This window comes from Pseudomonas sp. GW823-FHT01D03, assembly GCF_058798255.1.
On sequence record NZ_JBXAKK010000001.1, the window covers coordinates 2,505,369 to 2,523,447 of the forward strand.

General features: G+C 60.9%; 16 protein-coding genes. 9 read left to right on the forward strand and 7 right to left on the reverse strand.

The window, feature by feature from the left end; genetic code table 11:
- Positions 1-237: 237 nt before the first annotated feature.
- Positions 238-1,179: a class I SAM-dependent methyltransferase gene (locus AC1RBR_RS11035; protein WP_492564324.1), complete on the reverse strand. Its 942-nt coding sequence runs from the start codon at positions 1,177-1,179 to the stop codon at positions 238-240.
- A gap of 199 nt (positions 1,180-1,378) precedes the next feature.
- Between AC1RBR_RS11035 and AC1RBR_RS11040 the strand changes: the two genes are divergently transcribed.
- From AC1RBR_RS11040 to AC1RBR_RS11055, 4 genes are all read left to right on the forward strand, one after another.
- Positions 1,379-1,792, forward strand: coding sequence for a response regulator (locus tag AC1RBR_RS11040; RefSeq protein WP_443536391.1), 414 nt, complete (start codon positions 1,379-1,381; stop codon positions 1,790-1,792).
- A 78-nt stretch (positions 1,793-1,870) separates the two neighbouring features.
- Positions 1,871-2,539, forward strand: a complete 669-nt coding sequence (locus AC1RBR_RS11045; protein ID WP_492564326.1) for an HAD-IA family hydrolase — start codon at positions 1,871-1,873, stop codon at positions 2,537-2,539.
- 968 nt (positions 2,540-3,507) lie between these two features.
- Positions 3,508-4,305: an SDR family NAD(P)-dependent oxidoreductase gene (locus tag AC1RBR_RS11050; protein ID WP_492564328.1), complete on the forward strand. Its 798-nt coding sequence runs from the start codon at positions 3,508-3,510 to the stop codon at positions 4,303-4,305.
- A 30-nt stretch (positions 4,306-4,335) separates the two neighbouring features.
- Entirely contained in the window at positions 4,336-4,746 is a 411-nt protein-coding gene (locus tag AC1RBR_RS11055; protein WP_492564330.1) for an SRPBCC family protein, read from the forward strand.
- A 127-nt stretch (positions 4,747-4,873) separates the two neighbouring features.
- On the opposite strand, the gene AC1RBR_RS11060 is transcribed toward AC1RBR_RS11055, so the two are convergent.
- Complete coding sequence (locus AC1RBR_RS11060; protein ID WP_204894771.1) at positions 4,874-6,268, reverse strand: sensor histidine kinase; 1,395 nt, start codon at positions 6,266-6,268, stop codon at positions 4,874-4,876.
- Positions 6,246-6,929, reverse strand: a complete 684-nt coding sequence (locus AC1RBR_RS11065) for a response regulator transcription factor (RefSeq protein ID WP_027613239.1) — start codon at positions 6,927-6,929, stop codon at positions 6,246-6,248. Before AC1RBR_RS11065 ends, AC1RBR_RS11060 begins: the two co-directional genes overlap by 23 nt.
- A gap of 307 nt (positions 6,930-7,236) precedes the next feature.
- Between AC1RBR_RS11065 and AC1RBR_RS11070 the strand changes: the two genes are divergently transcribed.
- The 4 genes from AC1RBR_RS11070 to hcnC all read left to right on the forward strand — a co-directional run bounded on the left by AC1RBR_RS11070 (position 7,237) and on the right by hcnC (position 11,584).
- A complete protein-coding gene (locus AC1RBR_RS11070; protein WP_115987391.1) occupies positions 7,237-8,178 on the forward strand; it encodes a hypothetical protein in 942 nt (313 codons plus the stop codon).
- A 433-nt stretch (positions 8,179-8,611) separates the two neighbouring features.
- Positions 8,612-8,926, forward strand: coding sequence for a cyanide-forming glycine dehydrogenase subunit HcnA (gene hcnA, locus AC1RBR_RS11075; RefSeq protein WP_027613237.1), 315 nt, complete (start codon positions 8,612-8,614; stop codon positions 8,924-8,926).
- Positions 8,923-10,332 carry a cyanide-forming glycine dehydrogenase subunit HcnB gene (gene hcnB / locus AC1RBR_RS11080; protein WP_492564333.1) on the forward strand — a complete coding sequence of 470 codons (1,410 nt, stop codon included), beginning with the start codon at positions 8,923-8,925 and terminating at the stop codon, positions 10,330-10,332. The genes hcnA and hcnB overlap by 4 nt, the downstream gene beginning before the upstream one ends.
- Positions 10,325-11,584, forward strand: coding sequence for a cyanide-forming glycine dehydrogenase subunit HcnC (gene hcnC, locus AC1RBR_RS11085; RefSeq protein WP_115987393.1), 1,260 nt, complete (start codon positions 10,325-10,327; stop codon positions 11,582-11,584). The genes hcnB and hcnC overlap by 8 nt, the downstream gene beginning before the upstream one ends.
- A 123-nt stretch (positions 11,585-11,707) precedes the next feature.
- Here the strand turns inward: hcnC and AC1RBR_RS11090 are convergent, their stop codons facing one another.
- Positions 11,708-13,516 carry a monovalent cation:proton antiporter-2 (CPA2) family protein gene (locus AC1RBR_RS11090; protein WP_492564335.1) on the reverse strand — a complete coding sequence of 603 codons (1,809 nt, stop codon included), beginning with the start codon at positions 13,514-13,516 and terminating at the stop codon, positions 11,708-11,710.
- Between the two features lie 251 nt (positions 13,517-13,767).
- Here AC1RBR_RS11090 and AC1RBR_RS11095 point away from each other — a divergent pair, with 251 nt between their 5' ends.
- A complete protein-coding gene (locus tag AC1RBR_RS11095) occupies positions 13,768-14,682 on the forward strand; it encodes a LysR family transcriptional regulator (protein ID WP_096795894.1) in 915 nt (304 codons plus the stop codon).
- Here the strand turns inward: AC1RBR_RS11095 and AC1RBR_RS11100 are convergent.
- The 3 genes from AC1RBR_RS11100 to AC1RBR_RS11110 all read right to left on the reverse strand — a co-directional run bounded on the left by AC1RBR_RS11100 (position 14,672) and on the right by AC1RBR_RS11110 (position 17,851).
- Entirely contained in the window at positions 14,672-15,439 is a 768-nt protein-coding gene (locus tag AC1RBR_RS11100) for a substrate-binding domain-containing protein (protein ID WP_443536232.1), read from the reverse strand. The two genes, AC1RBR_RS11095 and AC1RBR_RS11100, sit on opposite strands and share 11 nt — an antisense overlap.
- A gap of 12 nt (positions 15,440-15,451) precedes the next feature.
- Positions 15,452-16,744 (reverse strand): MFS transporter, encoded by a 1,293-nt coding sequence (locus tag AC1RBR_RS11105; protein WP_443536230.1) that lies wholly within the window; start codon positions 16,742-16,744, stop codon positions 15,452-15,454.
- A gap of 189 nt (positions 16,745-16,933) precedes the next feature.
- Positions 16,934-17,851, reverse strand: a complete 918-nt coding sequence (locus AC1RBR_RS11110) for an IS110 family RNA-guided transposase (RefSeq protein WP_480403306.1) — start codon at positions 17,849-17,851, stop codon at positions 16,934-16,936.
- Between the last annotated feature and the right edge of the window lie 228 nt (positions 17,852-18,079).

Here is an 18,079-nt window from a genome sequence, read left to right on the forward strand (position 1 = left end):
GGGGGCGCTGAGGTGATTGCGAGTGGGCAGGATAGCGCGGCGATCATCAGCCGCGTGCTCAATGATCATTCGTTGAAGACGGGTACGATTTGATCTCGGCCTGAAACGACAAAACCCGCCGCCCCGGTTGATCGGGGCGGCGGGTTTTGTCCTTCTGAAGAAATGGGTTGCCGGTGAGTCAGTCTTCGCGAGCAGGCTCACTCCTACAGGGATGAGCGGGGTTTGCGGGATGTCGGGTCAGTCGAGGCGTTTGAAGACGAGCGCCTTCAGGCCGCTCTCAGGATCAATATCCGGAAACTCAGGCGGATTCTCCAGCCGCTGCTCAAAGCGCAAGCTTGGCGCCTCTTGCGTCACGCCATCGATCAAAAAATCCGAACCAAATGACGGATCATTCATGCACGCCAGCACCGTGCCGTCTGCCGTGAGCAATTCCGGTAAACGACGCAATACGCGCTGGTAGTCCTTGGTCAGCAGAAAACTGCCCTTCTGGAACGATGGCGGGTCGATGATGACCAGGTCGTACGGGCCGCTGTTGATCACCTTGCCCCAGGATTTGAACAGGTCGTGGCCAAGGAAACTCACCTTGCTCAGGTCATGCCCGTTCAAGCGATGATTGTCGCGGCCACGGCTCAGAGCGGCGCGGGACATGTCGAGGTTGACCACATGGCTGGCGCCGCCTTCGATTGCTGCCACGGAGAACCCGCAGGTGTAGGCGAACAGGTTCAGCACCCGTTTGCCTGCGGCCTGCTCACGCACCCAGTTGCGCCCGTAGCGCATGTCGAGAAACAGCCCGGCATTTTGCTTGCGGCCCAGGTCGACGCGGTACTGCAAGCCGCCCTCGACGATGCTCATCTCGTCGATTTCATTGCCCAGCAGCCATTCGGCAGTGCTTTGCGGCAGGTAACGATGTTGCACCAGCAGGGTGTGCGCGCCGGACTGCTGCCACTGGGTCGAGGTGCTGAGGTCGAGCAGCGATTGCTTGAGCGCTTCGAGCTGTTCGGGCTGCGGCTCCTTGAACAGCGAGACCAGCACCACGCCTTGCAGCCAGTCCACTGTCAACTGTTCCAGCCCCGGCCAGCAACGCCCGCGGCCATGGAACAGGCGGCGGGTTTCGCTCGGTGCCGCGGCGAGTGCAGGCAGCAGATGGGCGCGGAGGGTGGCGAGGGCTTCAGGGTTCATCAGTCACGGTCGGCAAGCAAAAGGGCCGGCATTTTAACCACAAAAACCGCCTGACGAACGCCGGTCAGCCAAGGCCACTGTCGACTGTTAAGAAAAGACCTGTATCAAAAATGAATTTATGCAGGGCGCGCTGCTCATACCAGATAAGCAGCGGATTTGAGCCGCTAAGTCGTTAATGCAATTCAGGGAGTGCCAGTTCATGAGTCCAACATCGACACCGAGCGCGCTCCTTCCTGGCGGGTTGATTCTGGTGGTTGAGGACGACCCGTTGATTCTGGAGTTTCTCTGCGAAATTCTTCAGGAGGAAGGTTTCAAGGTCGAGCCGCAAACCAGCGCGGATGCCGCCAAGCTGTATCTGGAAAAGCACGCGTCGGATGTCGCGTTGCTGCTCACCGATATCACCATGCCCGGCGAAATCAACGGCGCAGGGCTGGCCAATCTGGTCGGCGAGCGCTGGCCGGAAAAACCGGTGATGGTCATGTCCGGTTATGAAACCCCGGAGACTTCCGGGGTCAAGCATCCGGTGGCGTTCATCAAAAAGCCTTGGGCGATCGGCCAGTTGCTTGACTGTGTCGACAGCGCGTTCAAGTCCAAGGCGCCACGTCTGCACTGAGGTGGCGGGTCGAACTGCCGGGTAAAAATGCTACATTGCCCGGCCAATCCGCCCAGTTCTGTCAAAGGATGCGACCTTTTGTCTGCTCACGATAACGTCTTCGACCGCGCGTTCGGCGCGTTCCTGTTCGACATGGACGGCACTGTCCTCAATTCCATCGCTGCTGCCGAGCGCGTCTGGGCTGCGTGGGCTAGACGTCACGGCGTTGATGTCGAAAGTTTCCTGCCGACCATTCATGGCGCCCGCGCCATCGACACCATTCGCCGCCTGAACCTGCCGGGGGTCGATGCCGAAGCGCAAGCGGCGTTCATCGCGCAGGCGGAAATCGATGATGTCGAAGGGATTGTGCAGATTCCTGGCGCGGCAGCGTTTCTCGCCAGCCTGCCGGCCGAGCGCTGGGCGATGGTGACCTCGGCGCCTCGGGATCTGGCGGTGCGGCGGATGGCTGCGGCGGGGATTCCAGAGCCGGCGCTGATGATCACGGCCGAGGACGTGACGGCGGGTAAACCTGATCCGGCGGGTTATCGTCTGGCGGCGAAACGCCTAGGGCTTGATGCTCGTGACTGCCTGATTTTCGAAGATGCCGCTGTTGGCATTCAGGCCGCTGAAGCGGCGGGGGCGGGGCTGCTGATCATTACCACGACGCACCAGCATCCCCTCGAAACCCGCCATGCGACCATCGACAGTTATGAGGCGCTGAGCGTCACCGTCGACAGCCAAGGCCAACTGCGCCTGCAAAAAATCTGACACAACACAATCCTCTGTGGGAGCGGACTTGCTCGCGAAGGCGTCGAATCAGTCACCATTGATGCCGGATGTACCGGCCCCTTCGTGAGCAAGCCCACTCCCACCCTTGATCACGGCCAGCCGAGACCTCCATTCACCGACAATCCCCCAGTGGGAGCGGGCTTGCTCGCGAAGGCGTCGGGTCAGTCACCATTAATGCCGGATGTACTGGACCCTTCGTGAGCAAGCCCACTCCCACCCTTGATCACGGCCAGCCCGAGAACCTACATCCACCGACAATCCCCCAGTGGGAGCGGGCTTGCTCGCGAAGGCGTCGGGTCAGTCACCATTGATGCCGAATGTACCGGCCCCTTCGTGAGCAAGCCCACTCCCACCCTGGATCGCGGCCAGCCCGAGAACCTACATCCACCGACAATCCCCTGTGGGAGCGGGCTTGCTCGTGAAGGCGTCGAATCAGTCACCATTGATGCCGGATGTACCGGCCCTTTCGTGAGCAAGCCCACTCCCACCCTGGATCGCGGCCAGCCGCAGAACCTCCATTCACTGACAATCCCCTGTGGGAGCGGGCTTGCTCGCGAAGGCGTCGGGTCAGTCACCATTAATGCCGGATGTACCGGCCCCTTCGTGAGCAAGCTCACTCCCACCCTTGATCACGGCCAGCCCGAGAACCTCCATTCACCGACAATTCCCTGTGGGATCGGGCTTGCTCGCGAAGGCGTCGGGTCAGTCACCATTAATGCCGGATGTACCGGCCCTTTCGTGAGCAAGCCCACTCCCACCCTGGATCGCGGGCAGCCGCAGCACCTCCATCCACCGACAATCCCCCAGTGGGAGCGGGCTTGCTCGCGAAGGCGTCGGATCGGTCGGGACCGGTCTTTGGTCGGCAACGCCTTCATCCGGCGTATATCAGGTCTACGCTGATCCATTCCTTGCAATTTCCGTGTATTGCCGATCAAAGAGGTGAACCCATGAAAATCGACTTGAGTGGAAAACTGGCCATTGTCAGCGGCAGTACAGGTGGCATTGGTCTGGGCATCAGTCAGTCGCTGGCCGACGCGGGGGCCACGGTGGTGGTGATCGGCCGCGAGACGGCCAAGGTCGAGCAAGCGCTGGCGAGCATTCGGCAGAACGTGCCGGGTGCGCAGTTGCGGGGTCTGACGGCTGATCTGGGCACTGCCGAAGGTGCGGAAAAGATGTTCGCCGCTGAACCGCGCGCAGACATTCTGGTGAACAATCTGGGGATCTTCGACGCCGTGGATTTCTTCGACACCCCGGACAGCGAGTGGACGCGTTTCTACGAGGTCAACGTGATTTCCGGCGTGCGCCTGTCGCGCCATTACGTGCCGGGGATGGTCGAGCAGGGCTGGGGACGGGTGATTTTCCTGTCTTCGGAATCCGGCGTGGCGACGCCCGCCGACATGCTCAACTATGGCGTGACCAAGAGCGCCAACCTCGCGGTATCCCATGGCTTGGCCAAGCGTCTGGCGGGCACCGGTGTGACGGTCAATGCGATCCTGCCGGGCCCGACCTTTACCGGTGGCGTTGAACACATGCTCAAGGACGCCGCCGCCGAGTCCGGCCGTAATCTGCGTGAAGAGGCTGATGCGTTTGTGCGCAGAGCGCGGCCGACGTCGATCATCCAGCGGGTGGCCGATGTTGCCGAGGTGGCGCATCTGGTCACGTACATCGCTTCGCCGTTTTCCTCCGCCACCACCGGCGCGGCCTTGCGCGTGGATGGCGGTGTAGTCGACAGTATGGCGATCTGAACCGCGAAGACTCTGGAGAAGCGTTTATTTATGGCAACTGCATCAGCAACGATCGATATCCCGGCTTCGGCCGATCAGGTCTGGCAATTGATCGGCGGCTTCAACACGCTGCCGGACTGGCTGCCGTTGATTCCCAAGAGTGAACTGAGCGAAGGCGGCCGCGTGCGCACCCTGCAAACCGCCGACGGCGCGGTGGTGATCGAGCGTCTGCAAGCGTTCGACAACGCTGCCAGGACCTACAGCTACTCGATCGAACAGGCACCGTTCCCGGCGACTGACTATCTGGCGACGATCAAGGTTGAAGCTCAGGGGCAGGGCGCTCGAGTGACGTGGTCGGGACGCTTCAAGGCCAAGGGCGTGAGTGATGAAGAAGTAGTGGCACTGTTCAACGGCATCTATCAGGGTGGCCTTGAGGCGCTGCGGGCCAATTACCCAGCCTGATTGAACACCACAAAAACCCTGGTAGGAGTGAGCCTGCTCGCGATAGCGGTCGATCATTCAACAATTATGTTGGCTGACCCACCGATATCGCGAGCAGGCTCACTCCTACAATGCTGCGCGGTGATTTTCAGGACTGCGAGATCAAACTCTGCCGACAATCCAGCACCAGTTTCGCACCGCCCAGCTCACTGCTGCCGACCTCAAGATTGAAGCCATGCAGGCTGACAATCGCCGCGACAATCGACAATCCCAGGCCAAAGCCGCTCTGCGGTTGCCCACCCTCGGCCCGATAGAAACGCTGAAACACCGCCTCACGCTCTGCCTCGGGAATCCCCGGCCCGGAATCGTGGACTTCGATCCGCGTGTGCCCGGCATCATTCACACCACGCAAAATTACCGTGCCACCCGCCGGGGTGAACTTGATCGAATTGCTCAACAGATTGGCCAGTGCCTCGAACAGCAACGCCCGGTCGCCATTCAGGGGTGGAAGGGTTTCCGGCATGTTCAGCACGAACAGCAGTTCGCCTTCCTCGGCCAGCGGCAGGTAAAACTCATGCAGTTCTTCGAGCAATTGCACCGGATCGAGCTCGACAAAACCTGAGCGGCGCTGACGATCTTCCAGCTCGGAAATCCGCAGCAACCCGCGAAACCGCGCCATCAGCGTATCGGCCTCGGCCAGCACCAGGTCCAGTTGCGCCGCTTCCTGCGAACCTTCACCAGCCTGCTGTTGCATGCGATACAACTGCGCGCGCAAACGCGTCAGCGGCGTGCGCAGGTCGTGGGCGATGTTGTCGCATACGCCTTTGACTTCGTGCATCAGCCGTTCGATGCGATCGAGCATGGCGTTGACGATGGCGGCGAGCATGTCCAGTTCATCGCGGCGGTTGGACAGCGGCAAACGGTGGGTCAGGTCGCCGGCGACAATCGCCTGGGCGCTGTCTTGAATCGCGCGGATGCGGCGCATCGGTCGGCGGCGCAGCAAATGCCAACCGGCAATCCCCGGCAGGATCGTCAGCGACACCCCCCAGAACAACGCATGCAGAATGATCCGCGTCACCGCGAACAGCGAGCCGTTGTCGCGCAGCAACACCAGCCAGCGACCATCGCGGGTCTGGGTTGCCACCGCGTCACAGCTGTCGGCGGGCAGGGTCGGGTCGTCGGAATCAGCGCACTCATTCAGGGTATGAATCTTGCCGTCCAGCGGCAGGCCTTCGGGCAGTTGCTGCAACGCGCCGCCGAGGTACATGCCCTGGGCGTCGAACAAGCCATAGGCGTCGATGCCGCGGATGTCGAAGGTCATGCTGGCGGCGAGCGCTTCTTCCAGTTGCTCACCGCGAAAGTGCGAAAACAGATGCTGACGTTGCATCAGCGAATGCTTGGCAAGGTTATCGAGGTAGCTGGACACCTCGAAATACATGACCCCCATGAGGATCGCGCTCCAGGCCACGAACAGTGAACTGTAGAGCGCCAGCAAGCGGCTGCTGGAGGAGCGCCAGCCGTCAGACGGGTTCGGCAATGACATAACCCGAGCCCCGTACCGTGCGAATCAGCGGGACATTGCCCGCCGCGTCGATCTTCTTGCGCAGACGACCGATGTGTACGTCGATCAGGTTGGTGCCCGGGTCGAAGTGATAGCCCCAGACTTCTTCGAAAATCATCATTCGCGAGAGGATCTGCCCGCTGTTGCGCATGAGGAATTCCAGCAGCTTGTATTCGGTCGGCAGCAGCGTCAGCACCTGCCCGGCGCGGCGTGCTTCGTGGCTGATCAAATCCAGTTCGAGGTCGGCGACCTGCAGCGTGGTGGCCTGGGTGGCGACGCTGTTCTGCCGGCGCAGCAAGACCTCCACACGCGCGGCCATCTCGTCGGTGGCGAACGGTTTGGTCAGGTAATCATCGCCGCCGGCGCGCAAGCCGCGCACGCGCTCATCGACATCGGAGAGGGCGCTGATCATCAGAATCGGCGTGGCCACGCCCATGGTGCGCAGGGTGGTGACGATCGCCAGGCCATCGAGTTCCGGCAGCATGCGGTCGAGGGTGATCAGGTCGTAGTTGCCGCTGACGGCACGGTCGAGGCCTTCGCGGCCATTGTCGACCCAATCCACTTGCAGGCCGTGGCTGCTCAGTTCGGCGACGATTTCACGGGCAGTCACGGCGTCGTCTTCGATGGTCAAAATACGCGTCATAGGGCAGGCCTTGATCGGTTCAAACGGAATGGCTGCATTTTGCCAAGTATTTCGCGTCGCGCTTTAAATTAACTTTCATGTACAGCCTGTCACAAACGTCAATCCAGGGCGCTTTGCCGCTTTGGCGTCAATGCATAAAACCCGCTGCTTTCAGTCCATTGTTGCAAATTGCAATGAATGTAGAAGTTCAGTCTTTTTAAGTCATTGAAACTCAAAGATTTATTTAAAGTTGTCGACTGGCACGGTCGCTGCAATTCCTCTCGTGACGAGTTGTAACACCATTTTTCATGCCTGGAGCACTACAACAATGAATAGATCCCCTGATGGGTTTTATCCTGCCTTCGAAGGAGAGTCGAGCAACGTGTCAGGCGTGTCCTGGGGCGCGATTTTCGCGGGCGCAGCGGCGGCCGCAGCACTGTCGATGATTTTGGTGCTGCTTGGCTTCGGTTTGGGATTCTCTGCCGTTTCACCTTGGGCCGGGGAGGGCGTCAGCGCCAAGAGTCTGGGGATTTCGACGATTGTCTGGCTGGCGGCGACGCAAATCATCGCTTCCGGTCTGGGTGGCTACATCGCCGGTCGCCTGCGGGTGAAGTGGGCCAACATGCACGGGGATGAAGTGTATTTCCGTGATACTGCCCATGGCTTCCTTGCCTGGTGTGTGGCTACGCTGGTCACCGCAGTATTGGTAGTCGGCTCGGTCAGCAGTGTGATCAGTGGCGGTGTGCAGGCCGGTGCCAGTGTCGCCGGTGGCGCAGCGGCTGCCGCGACTCAGGCTGCCGGTAGCGCAGCGGCCAACACCGACAGCAATCAGTACGGTTACTACATCGACAATCTGTTCCGCGATGACCGTCCTGCGTCGGTCAGTGATGATGCCGCCCATGGCGCCGTAGCGCGGATCTTCGCCCAGAGCCTGGCCAACGGCCAACTCAGCCCGGAAGACCGTACCTACCTCGCGCAACTGGTCGCACAACGGACCAATCTGAGTCAGGCCGACGCCGAGCGTCGTGTCGATGAAGTGTACGCCCGCACTCAGAAAGCCATCGCCGACGCCAAAGTCAAAGCCCAACAGGCTGCCGACACCGCCGCGAAAGTCGCTGCCTGGACCTCGCTGTGGATGTTCATCGCGCTGCTGGCCGGTGCGTTCTTCGCCAGTCTCGCCGCCACCTTCGGCGGTCGTCGCCGGGATGCGGTCGAGTACGTTGAAGTCGAGACCTACGCCACCACGACCACTCTGCCTCCAGTCCGTTAACAAGGAGAATCACCATGCGCTCTCTATTACTGTTTTTCCTCGGTGTGCCAATCCCGATCATCATCCTGATCGCCCTGTTCGTACACTGATTCAAATGCTCCATTGAGGCCCATGCCTCGGCCGCTTTCACTTCACGGTGAAAGCGGCTTTTTGCTTTCTGGCGTGCACCATTCGTCTTCTCCAACCGAATCGTTGAACAATCCGACCGCTTTCACTGGCCTGGATCAATATTCGCGTTTGTAACTTCCCCTAACGTAAATGTTCCAGGCCTTTGCTGAGGTTTGAACTACAGTGCTTCACGCGCACTTTGCTGCGCTGACGAAGTACCCGCGAGCCCGCCCGCGATCCAACAATTAAACGGGCCGCACGGTGTAGAGCAGCAAGGAGCTGACGCAATACATTCCCCTGAACCTTTTCACGGATGAACTTCGTAATGCACTGCCTAGAACGCACTTTCGATATCCAGCCCCTGACCCAGGCGGATATGACCGTCCACATCAATGGTCAACCGGTGACGGCGGCCATTGGCGAAACCGTCCTGAGCGTTATCCAGTCCCTTGGCGTGCGCCAGGTCGCACGCAATGACCATGGCCAGATCAGCGGCGCCTACTGCGGCATGGGCGTCTGCCAGTGCTGCCTGGTGAAAATCAACGGCCGCCACAAGCGCCGTGCCTGTCAGACCGTGGTGCGCGACGGCATGCAGATCGAAACCCAGGTCAACCGCATCAACGAGCAGGAGGTCGTATGAGCCTGCAACCGGTGATCGTCGGCGGTGGTCCGGCGGGGATGGCGGCGGCCATCGAGCTGGCAAGTCATGGTGTGCGCTGCACCTTGCTCGAAGAGGCCTCGCGCCTTGGTGGGGTGGTCTATCGCGGGCCGTTGCGCGACGGCGTGCAACTGGATTATCTGGGGCCGCGCTATTCCGAAGCCCTGAACAAACTCCACGGTGATTTCCAGGAACAGTCGGGGTTGATCGACGTGCGCCTCAATCATCGCGTGGTCGGTGCCGAAGGCACCCGTGCGCTGGTGGTGCTCGACGGCGACGAGCAGCTTCACGAGATCGAATATCCGCAATTGCTGCTGGCCGCCGGTTGCCACGAACGCAGCGTGCCGTTCCCCGGCTGGACCCTGCCGGGGGTGATCATGCTCGGCGGCTTGCAACTGCAAATCAAAAGTGGCGTGGTCAAGCCGCAGGGGCCGGTGGTCATCGCCGGTACCGGGCCACTGCTGCCACTGGTGGCAACGCAGCTGCACGCGTCCGGCGTCAAGGTCGCGGGCGTGTACGAAGCCTGCGCCTTCGGCAAGATCGCTCGCGAAAGCCTGGCGTTGCTGAACAAGCCGCAGCTGTTCCTCGATGGTTTGAGCATGCTCGCTTACCTGAAACTGCACGGCATCCCGATGAACTACGGCTGGGGCGTGGTCGAAGCCCACGGCGACGGCGAGCTGAAAAGCGTCACCGTGGCACCGTACTCGGCCAACTGGGAGCCGGACCTGACGCGCATCGAGCGCTTCGAAGCGCAGACCCTGGCGGTCGGTTACGGCTTCATTCCGCGCACTCAGCTCAGTCAGCAGATGGGCCTCGATCACGGTTTCAGCGACGATGGTTACCTGCGCGCCAATTCGAACAACTGGCAGCAAAGCAACGAGCCGCATGTGCACCTGGCCGGTGACATGGGGGGAATTCGCGGCGGTGAAGCGGCGATGCTCGCCGGCAAGATCGCCGCGACTTCGATCCTGCTGCAACGCGGGGTAATCGAAGAAGAACTGGCTCGGGTACGCCGCGACCGTTATCTGGGCAAACTCAAATCCATCGTGCGCTTCCGTGCGGCCGTCGACCGTTACACCGAACGTGGTGTCGGCCAGACCGCTTTGCCGGCCGCCGACACCGTGATCTGCCGCTGCGAACACGCCACCCGCGCGGATATCGATCTGGCACTGGAGCAGGGTGTGCAAGACATCGCCAGCCTGAAAATGCGCACCCGCGTCAGCATGGGCGATTGTCAGGGGCGGATGTGCGTCGGCTACTGCAGCGACCGTCTGCGCCAGGCCACCGGGCGCAAGGACGTTGGCTGGCTGCGCCCGCGCTTCCCGATTGATCCGATTCCTTTTTCCGCGTTCCAGTCCGTCGGCACGGAGGCCGCATCCCATGAGTAAGTTCTATGACGTGATCATCGCCGGCGGCGGCGTGATCGGGGCGTCCTGCGCCTATCAATTGTCCAAGCGCCAAGGCCTCAAGGTGGCGGTGATCGACGCCAAGCGCCCGGGCAACGCGACCCGCGCTTCGGCCGGAGGCTTGTGGGCCATCGGCGAGTCGGTAGGGCTGGGCTGCGGGGTGATTTTCTTCCGCATGATGTCGGCCAACCGCAAGCGCGAAACCCAGGGCGCGGCTGTGGCGGTGGACGCCAGCACGCCACACATCCTGCCGGAGTCGTTCTTCGATTTCGCCTTGCAGTCCAACGCGCTGTACCCGGCGTTGCACCGCGAGCTGAAGGACAAGCACGGGATGGATTTCAAGTTTGAAAAGACCGGGCTGAAGTTCGTCATTTATGACGACGAAGACCGGCTCTACGCCGAGCACATCGTCAGTTGCATTCCGCACCTCGCTGATCAGGTGCGCTGGCTCGATCAGGCCGCGCTGCGTGAAGCCGAACCGAGCGTCAGCCATGAGGCCCGTGGCGCGCTGGAATTTCTTTGCGATCATCAGGTCAGCCCGTTCCGTCTGGCCGATGCCTACATGGAAGGTGCGCGGCAGAATGGCGTCGACATCTTCGTCAACACCAACGTCACTGGCGTGTTGCACCACGGCAGCCGCGTGACGGGTGTGCAGACGGCCGAAGAGGGCGTGTTCCACTGCAAGACGCTGATCAACGCCGGCGGTGCCTGGGCGGCGGATTTGAGCGAGTGGGCCACCGGTGTGCGGATTCCGGTGAAACCGGTCAAGGGCCAGATCCTGCTGACCGAGCGCATGCCGAAAATCCTCAACGGCTGCCTGACTACCAGCGATTGCTATGTGGCGCAAAAGGACAACGGCGAAATCCTGATCGGCAGCACCACCGAAGACAAAGGTTTCGACGTCACCACCACCTACCCGGAAATCGCCGGACTGGTGCAGGGCGCGGTGCGCTGCCTGCCGGAACTCAAGGACGTCAACCTCAAGCGCACCTGGGCCGGCTTGCGTCCGGGTTCGCCGGATGAACTGCCGATCCTCGGGCCGATGCGTGGAGTGGAGGGGTATCTGAATGCCTGCGGACACTTCCGCACCGGTATCCTGACCTCGGCGATCACCGGGGTGCTGCTGGACAAGCTGGTCAACCAGGAAGCGCTGCCGCTGGATATCACACCGTTCCTCGCGGATCGGTTTGAGGTGGCACCGGTCAAGCAAGAACGTGAATTGGAAATGGCCTAAGTCCATCCACAATTCCTGTAGGAGTGAGCCTGCTCGCGATGGCGGTGTGTCAGTAACAGAGATGGCTACTGATAGATTGCAATCGCGAGCAGGCTCACTCCTACAATTGGAATTGTGGTGAATTCAGACCTTGCGCGCTTCCTCTTCCAGTTGATCCGACTCGAACAACCGCGCCAGTTCCGACCGGGCTTCCTGGGCGGTTTGCAGGACTTTGGCCGCGTCGTCGTAAACCGCGTGCTGGGCTTCCAGCACTTGTTCGTCGTGATGCTTGAAGCGCTTGATCCGCGCATCGGCCTGGGCCTGGGTCAGACCGAGGCCGACCAGGGTGCGGCGGCTCATTTCCAGACTGGAGTAATAGGTCTCTCGAATCGGCTCGGCGCCGACATCGACCAGGCGGTGCACGTGCTGACGGTTACGTGCGCGGGCGATGATTTTCATGTGCGGATAGAGCTTGCGCACGATCTCGGCGGTCTTGATGTTGGTCTCCGGATCGTCCGTGGCAATCACGAAATACTCCGCCTCGCCAACCTTTGCCGCATTAAGGATCTCCGGGCGCATCGGGTCGCCGTAGAACACCGGCACACCGCCAAAACTGCGCGACAGTTCGATGGTTTCCACCGAGGTGTCCAGCGCTACGAACTTGATGTTCTGCGCCCGCAGAATCCGCGCCACGATCTGGCCCATCCGGCCCATGCCGGCGATCACCACGCGCGGCGCCTCGGTGTCGATCTCGCGGAATTTCTCCGGTACTTCCACCGGCTGCACCTTAGGGCTGACCAACCGCGCGCAAATCAGCAGCAGTAGCGGCGTCAACGCCATCGACAGAGTAATGGTCAGTACCAGCAGGTCATACAGGCGCGGTTCGAACAGGCCCTGATCGCGCCCGATCTTGAACACCACAAAGGCAAATTCACCGCCGGCGGCGAGCACGATACCCAAGCGAATCGCACTGACTTTCGTCAGCCCACCGGCCAGACGCCCGACCACAAACAGCAGCGGCAACTTCAAACCGATCAACAGTAGCGTCAGGCCCAGCACGGTGATTGGCGCGCTGAGCAGCAGGCTCAGGTTGGCGCCCATGCCGACGCTGATGAAAAACAGCCCGAGCAGCAAGCCTTTGAACGGCTCGATCTGCGCTTCCAGTTCATGGCGATACTCCGAATCCGCCAGCAGCAGGCCGGCGAGGAAAGCTCCGAGGGCCATCGACACGCCGACAAGATCCATCAGCCACGCCGTACCGATCACCACCAGCAAGGCGGTGGCGGTGGACACCTCCGGAAGACCGGTTTTCGCCACTACGCGAAACACCGGACGCAACAGATAACGCCCGCCGACCACCACCACGGCGATCCCGCCGAGCACTTGCAAACCGTGGTTCAGGCTTTCCGCGTTACTGCTGGCGTGGGCGCTGCCGGCGAGCATCGGCACCAGCGCGATCAGCGGGATCGCGGCGATGTCCTGAAACAGCAGAATCGCAAACGCCAGCCGCCCGTGGGGGCTGGTCAGTTCCTTGCGCTCGGCCAGGCTTTGCAGGCCGAATGCGGTGGACGACAGCGCCAAGCCAAGACCGAGCACGATCGCACTGTTCAGCGGCTGACCGAACACGTACAACGCCAGCACACCAATCACCGCCGCCGTCAGCAGCACCTGCGCCAGACCGACGCCGAACACCGACTTGCGCATCACCCACAAGCGGCGGGGTGACAGCTCAAGGCCGATGATGAACAGCAGCAACACCACGCCCAGTTCGGAAATATGCGCAACGCTCTGCGGATTGCCGATCAGTCCCAGCACCGACGGGCCGATGATCACCCCCGCCAACAGATAACCGAGCACCGCGCCCAGTTGCAGACGCTTGGCCAGTGGCACGGTGAGCACGGCTGCGAAGAGAAACACGACAGCGGCTTGTAACAGGTTGCCTTCATGGGGCATGGGTTGACTCCTGACAGCGGTACGGCGGGGGGTGACAAGGATAAAGGCTGCGCCGCTCGTCAATCCACCACAAAACCCTGTGGGAGCGGGCTTGCTCGCGAAAGCGCTGGTTCAGTCGATGTTGATGGCGACTGGTACATCGCATTCGCGAGCAAGCCCGCTCCCGCAAGGGCGATATCATCAAAACTGTAATAATTTGCATCATTTGGTTACATTGATAGCCTTCGCGAATCAATCTTTTCGAGTCCGCCATGGCCATCAACTTCGACCTCAACGACCTGCAAGCCTTTCGCGCCGTGGTCGAGCAGGGCAGTTTCCGCAAGGCCGCCGACACCGTGCGCCTGTCACAACCGGCCCTGAGCCGGCGCATCGAAAAGCTCGAAGACGCCCTCGGCGTAAAGCTGTTTGAGCGCACCACGCGCAAAGTCAGCCTGACCCAGGCCGGGCGTGGTTTCATGCCCAGCGTCGAGCGCTTGCTGGATGATCTGGATGTGGCGTTGCTGGGCATCAGTGAAGTCGCTTCGACCCGATTGGGTCATGTCACCGTGGCCTGCGTGCCGTCGGCGGCGTACTACTTCATGCCGCGGGTGGTTGCTCGCTATCACCAGCAGTTTCCACGGATCAAGGTCAAAGTCCTCGATTCCAGCGCCCACGATGTGCTCAGCGCAGTGGTCAACGGCGAGGCGGATTTCGGTTTGAGTTTTCTCGGCACGCAGGATGCCAAAGTCGACTTTGAACCACTTGTGCAGGAGTGCTATGTCGTTGCTTGCAGGCGCGATCACCCGTTGGCCGGGCGCAGCAGCGTGACCTGGGACGAGTTCTATCAGCAGGATTACATCTCGCTGGACAAGACGTCCGGCAACCGTTTCCTGCTAGATCAGGCTTTGAGCCGTGTGGTGCCGCAGCGCCCGAGCATCTGCGAGACGCGGCATGTGACGACGATGATTGGTCTGGTGGAGGCGGGGCTTGGTGTGGCGGCGGTGCCGTTGATGGCGATGCCCGGGCCGGATCATCCGATTCTGACGCGAGTGCCGTTGACCGATCCGCAAGTGATGCGCAGTGTCGGCATCATCAAGCGCCGGGGTCGCACGTTGACCCCGGCGGCATTGGAACTGGAGCGGCTGGTGGTGGAAATGAAAGTCCAGCCGCCAACGCTCAGCGCTTGACCGAATCCAGCCCGGTGGCCTGCACGTCAGCCTGAGCGGCAGGCGCGGCGAGGTAGTCGAGCAAGGCCTTGGCCTCTTTTGGATGCTGCGCGCCGACCGGGATGCCGGCGGCGAAGCGCGTCACCGACTGCACCGACTCCGGAATCTTGCCGACAAAACTCACCCCCGGCACCGGCAGCAATTCGCTGACCTGCTGGAAGCCCAGTTGATAATCGCCGGTGGCAACCACCGAGCCGACCGGGACTTTCGGGACCATCTTCGCCTTCGGTTTCAACTGATCCTCGACACCGAGTTTGCTGAACAACTCCTTCTCGATGTACACGCCGCTGGCGCTGTCGGAGTAGGCCACCGATTTTGCGTCGAGCAAGGTTTTCTTCAGGCTTTCAACGCTGCTGATGTCCGGCTTCGGCGCGCCTTCACGCACCACCAGACCGATCCGCGAATCCGCCAGTTCGACACGCGAGGCCGGGTCGACCTTGCCCTGTTTGATCAGGTCATCGAGGGCGTAGCCGACCATGATCACCACGTCGGCGTGCTCACCGCGTGCGAGGCGATTAGGGATCGCTTCCGGCGCCTTGCCCATCGACGGGCCGAGTTGGGTGTCGAGGGTGTTGCCGGTGGCGGCCGCGAATTTCGGGCCGAGAATTTTGTAGGCGGCGGTGAAGCCGCCCGACGTCATTACGTTCAGTTGTTCTGCGTGTGCCAGGGCGCTGAAAGCGAAGAGGGCGATGGCGCTGAGATTGATCAGTTTTTTCAAGGTGATTGCTCCTTATGCGGCAACCGGTTGCAAACGGCCGCCTGCGCGGCGATAGAGGTACAGCGTGGCGCACAACGCACACAGTGCGCCGACGCTCATCCAGTAACCTGGCGCGGCTTTGTCGCCGGTGTACTGGATCAGGAAGGTCGACATCGCCGGAGTGAAACCGCCAAAAATCGCGGTCGCCAGGCTGTAGGCGAGAGAGAAACCGGCCACCCGCACCTCCACCGGCATGATCTCGGTCAGCGCCGGAATCATCGCGCCGTTGTACATGCCGTAGATGAACGACAGCCACAGCAGCGACAGCAACATATGGCTGAAACTCGGCGCCTGCACCAGGTACGACAGCGCCGGATAGGTGGTGGCCAGCGCCAGCAGCGACATGGCGATCAGCACCGGACGCCGGCCGATACGGTCGGACAACATGCCGCCAATCGGCAGCCAGAAAAAGTTCGACACGCCCACCAGCAAGGTCACCAGCAACGCATCGGAAGTGCTCAGGTGCAACACAGTCTTGCCGAAGGTCGGCGCGTACACGGTGATCAGGTAAAACGCGGTGGTGGTCAGCGCGACCATCAGCATGCCACCGAGCACCACGCCCCAGTTCTGGCCGAGGGTGCGGAACACTTCCTTCATGCTCGGACGGTGTTTGCGTGCGGCGAACTCTTCGCTTTCTGCCAGATTACGGCGCAGGAAAAAGATGAACGGCACGATCAGGCAGCCTACGAAAAACGGAATCCGCCAGCCCCAATCGGCCACCACGCTCGGCGCCATCCACGCGTTCAGCGCGTAGCCCAGCGCAGCGGCGACGATGATCGCGACTTGCTGACTGGCCGACTGCCAGGCGGTGAAAAAACCTTTGCGACCCGGTGTGGCGATTTCGGACAAGTACACCGAAACACCGCCCAATTCCGCACCGGCGGAGAAGCCCTGCAACAGCCGACCGATCAACACCAGCGCCGGCGCAAAAAGACCGATGGTTTCGTAGCCGGGCACTAGCACAATCAGAATCGTGCCGCTGGCCATGATCGACAGGGTGACGATCAACCCTTTGCGCCGACCGACGTCATCGATGTACGCGCCGAGCACGATCGCCCCCAGCGGACGCATCAGAAAGCCTGCGCCGAATACGGCAAAGGTCATCATCAGTGAAGCGAACTCACTGCTCGCCGGGAAGAACACTGCCGCGATCTGCGTGGCGTAGAAGCCGAACAGAAAGAAGTCGAACTGTTCGAGGAAGTTACCCGAGGTGACCCGGAAAATGGCGCCGGCCCGCGAGCCGCCGTTTGGGATTGAGGCTGTCATAGTAAAAAACTCCACCGCTTTTATGACGTGCGCTACGTGGAAGCGGCGCACGGTTGTTATTGCGGCGGATGGTCGCGCAGCTGTAACAGGATGTTAATTGCATTGTTGGCATGGATTGATGCGCAAAGCGGATCAATCCTGAAAACACCGTCTAACCTGTGGGAGCAACTGTCTTACTGCGACCGTTCGTCACCGCCACTCTGTGCCGTCTCGCAGCATGGCATTCAATCTGATCAGCAGTATTCGCATGCAGGCGATGAGCGCGACTTTCGCGCTCTTGCCTCGTTCTCTTAGTGATTCATAGCGGGCCTTGAAATCGGCTTGATGGCGGATAACGACCCAGCACGACATGTAAAGCGCACGTCTGACGCGTGCTCTCCCTCCGTAAATCTGACGTTTCCCGCTGTGATTACCGCTGTCGTCGTTATAGGGGGCGATTCCCGCCAAGGCGGCGATCTCCCTGCGATCCAGCTCGCCGAGTTCGGGTAGATAAACCATCAAGCTGGCGGTCGCCACAGTGCCGATGCCTTTGACGGAGATAAGCCGATCGGCTTTTTCCGCATCCAGCTCACGCATGCTTCGATCAATGGCTTTGCCAAACTGTTTGATCTGAGTCTGCAGGTAGCGAATATGATCCTTGATCGCCTCTATGGCCGCGGGCAACTGGGCCTGTTGCAGCCGGCGCTTGTTGTCATCACGCTGCTGGACGAAGTGCTCGCGTAATTGAATCAACTCGCGCAGGGCTTCACGCTCAGGCGAGATGGGCTTTTCGCGAGACGCATGCAACGCTTCGGCAAAGTCGGCGAGAACCGCCGCGTCGATGGGATCGGTTTTGGCGTTCTTGCCCATTGCTACGGCAAAGGCTCTGGCCCGGCGAGGATTGATCCTCAACACGCTGAAACTTGCCTGCTGCAATGCCGCCATGACCTTGCGTTCATAGCCGCCTGTGGCTTCCAGCAATACACGGCCAACCGTGTACTGAGCTAAACGTGCGATCAGCACATCAAAGCCTTCAACCGTATTGGGAACTTCAAAGCCGTCTTTCTGTGGTTGAACCCAGACGACGAGATTGGATTTGGAGATATCGATGCCGACCCAGGAAATCATGGCAAAACCCTCTTACACTCAGAAGTGAGAGTGCTCTGGCTTTGCCCACGCTTGTGATTCGAGTGGCGCTCGTCCAACTGTCCGGGCTTAGGGGCCAGAGTAGAAAGGTGGATGGCAGCTTTGCTCCCACTCGTGCTTTAAGCACCGCGGACTCACAGCTTGCCATCCACCCCTCTCACCCCAGAGTTTATCCCCTTACTCAGACACAAGCGGGCTTGCTCGCGAAAG

What these genes read in the sequence shown, in the direction of transcription:
- AC1RBR_RS11035 (WP_492564324.1), bottom strand. Translation starts at nt 1,179, where the DNA reads ATGAACCCTGAAGCCCTCGCCACCCTCCGCGCCCATCTGCTGCCTGCA.
- AC1RBR_RS11040 (WP_443536391.1), top strand. Translation starts at nt 1,379, where the DNA reads ATGAGTCCAACATCGACACCGAGCGCGCTCCTTCCTGGCGGGTTGATT.
- AC1RBR_RS11050 (WP_492564328.1), top strand. Translation starts at nt 3,508, where the DNA reads ATGAAAATCGACTTGAGTGGAAAACTGGCCATTGTCAGCGGCAGTACA.
- AC1RBR_RS11055 (WP_492564330.1), top strand. Translation starts at nt 4,336, where the DNA reads ATGGCAACTGCATCAGCAACGATCGATATCCCGGCTTCGGCCGATCAG.
- AC1RBR_RS11060 (WP_204894771.1), bottom strand. Translation starts at nt 6,268, where the DNA reads ATGTCATTGCCGAACCCGTCTGACGGCTGGCGCTCCTCCAGCAGCCGC.
- AC1RBR_RS11065 (WP_027613239.1), bottom strand. Translation starts at nt 6,929, where the DNA reads ATGACGCGTATTTTGACCATCGAAGACGACGCCGTGACTGCCCGTGAA.
- AC1RBR_RS11070 (WP_115987391.1), top strand. Translation starts at nt 7,237, where the DNA reads ATGAATAGATCCCCTGATGGGTTTTATCCTGCCTTCGAAGGAGAGTCG.
- hcnA (WP_027613237.1), top strand. Translation starts at nt 8,612, where the DNA reads ATGCACTGCCTAGAACGCACTTTCGATATCCAGCCCCTGACCCAGGCG.
- hcnB (WP_492564333.1), top strand. Translation starts at nt 8,923, where the DNA reads ATGAGCCTGCAACCGGTGATCGTCGGCGGTGGTCCGGCGGGGATGGCG.
- hcnC (WP_115987393.1), top strand. Translation starts at nt 10,325, where the DNA reads ATGAGTAAGTTCTATGACGTGATCATCGCCGGCGGCGGCGTGATCGGG.
- AC1RBR_RS11090 (WP_492564335.1), bottom strand. Translation starts at nt 13,516, where the DNA reads ATGCCCCATGAAGGCAACCTGTTACAAGCCGCTGTCGTGTTTCTCTTC.
- AC1RBR_RS11095 (WP_096795894.1), top strand. Translation starts at nt 13,768, where the DNA reads ATGGCCATCAACTTCGACCTCAACGACCTGCAAGCCTTTCGCGCCGTG.
- AC1RBR_RS11105 (WP_443536230.1), bottom strand. Translation starts at nt 16,744, where the DNA reads ATGACAGCCTCAATCCCAAACGGCGGCTCGCGGGCCGGCGCCATTTTC.
- AC1RBR_RS11110 (WP_480403306.1), bottom strand. Translation starts at nt 17,851, where the DNA reads ATGATTTCCTGGGTCGGCATCGATATCTCCAAATCCAATCTCGTCGTC.